This is a genomic window from Ruegeria sp. AF8, from assembly GCF_056541825.1.
Window position 1 is genome coordinate 1 of the sequence record NZ_JBQFYW010000066.1, and the last position, 1,618, is coordinate 1,618.

The following is a 1,618-nucleotide window of genomic DNA, read 5'->3' on the forward strand; positions in this document are numbered from 1 at the left end:
AAATCGGCGACCTGGAAGATCGGCGCTTCTTCGTCCTTGTTGATCGCAACGATGACCTTGGAGTCCTTCATGCCCGCCAGGTGCTGGATCGCGCCCGAGATGCCGACGGCGACATAGAGATCGGGGGCAACCACCTTGCCGGTCTGCCCCACCTGCCAGTCGTTCGGGGCGTAACCTGAGTCGACGGCGGCGCGCGAGGCGCCAACAGCCGCGCCCAGCTTGTCGGCCAGGGCTTCGATCAGTTTGAAGTCCTCTTCCGAGCCGACGCCGCGGCCACCCGAGACAACTACGCCGGCCGAGGTCAGTTCGGGACGGTCGCTGGCCGCAACCTTGTCCTCGACCCAGGACGACAGGCCGGGGTTTTCGCCGACCGAGATGGCCTCAACGGCAGCCGAGCCACCTTCACCCGCCGCGTCAAAAGACGCGGTGCGGATGGTGACGACCTTCTTGGCGTCCGAGGATTTCACGGTCTGGATCGCGTTGCCCGCATAGATCGGACGCTCGAAGGTCGAACCGTCAACCACGCCCGACACGTCCGAGATCACCATTGCGTCCAGCAGCGCGGCCACGCGCGGCATCACGTTCTTGGCGTCGGTGGTGGCCGGCGCCACGATATGCTCATAGCCGTCGGCCAGACCCACGATCAGTGCGGCAGTTGATTCCGCCAGGCGGTGACCCAGCGAGGCGTCTTCGGCGACCAGAACCCTGGACACACCGTCGATCTTGGATGCAGCTTCACCGGCGCCGGCGGCCGAGCCACCCGCGGCCAGAACGGTCACGTCACCCAGCGCCTTTACAGCGTTGACAGCCTTGGCGGTGGCGTCCAGCGACAGCTCACCATTGTTGACTTCGGCGAGAAGAAGTACAGCCATTACACAGCCCCCGCTTCTTTGAGTTTCCCGACCAGCTCGTCCACCGAGCCCACGATGATACCGGCGGCGCGCGCCGGCGGCTCTTCGGTCTTGACGATTTCAAGGCGCGGGGTGACGTCGACGCCGTAATCGGCGGCGGTTTTCTCATCCAGCGGCTTCTTCTTCGCCTTCATGATGTTGGGCAGCGACGCATAGCGCGGCTCGTTCAGGCGCAGATCGACGGTGACGATGGTCGGCATCTTGACGCTGATGGTCTGCAACCCGCCATCCACCTCACGGGTGATCCGGGCGCTGTCGCCTTCGATATCCAGTTCCGAGGCAAAGGTGCCCTGGGACCAGCCCAAGAGCGCCGACAGCATCTGACCGGTGGCGTTCATGTCGTTGTCGATCGCCTGCTTGCCCGCCAGAACGATGCCGGGCTGCTCTTCCTCGACCACCTTGGCCAGGATCTTGGCAACCGCCAGCGGCTCGATGTCCTGATGCACGTCATCGGCGGCCACAACCAGAATGGCGCGGTCGGCGCCCATGGCCAGCGCGGTGCGCAGGGTTTCCTGCGCCTGCTTCACGCCGATCGAAACCGCAACGACCTCATCGGCCTTGCCCGCTTCTTTCAGCCGGATCGCCTCTTCAACCGCAATCTCGTCGAACGGGTTCATCGACATCTTCACATTGGCGAGATCAACTCCGCTCCCGTCCGCCTTCACGCGAACCTTCACGTTATAGTCAATCACGCGCTTGACAGGCAC

At 64.0% G+C, this 1,618-nt stretch carries 2 protein-coding genes; both read right to left on the reverse strand.

The genetic code is table 11. The features are described from left to right. Nucleotides 1–872, reverse strand: an 872-nt coding sequence (locus ACR0AO_RS25355) for an electron transfer flavoprotein subunit alpha/FixB family protein (protein WP_480609784.1), incomplete at its 3' end; no start/stop codon positions are given. After that, nucleotides 872–1,618: electron transfer flavoprotein subunit beta/FixA family protein (locus ACR0AO_RS25360; RefSeq protein WP_480609787.1), on the reverse strand; the 747-nt coding region annotated here is incomplete at its 5' end. The genes ACR0AO_RS25355 and ACR0AO_RS25360, both read right to left, overlap by 1 nt.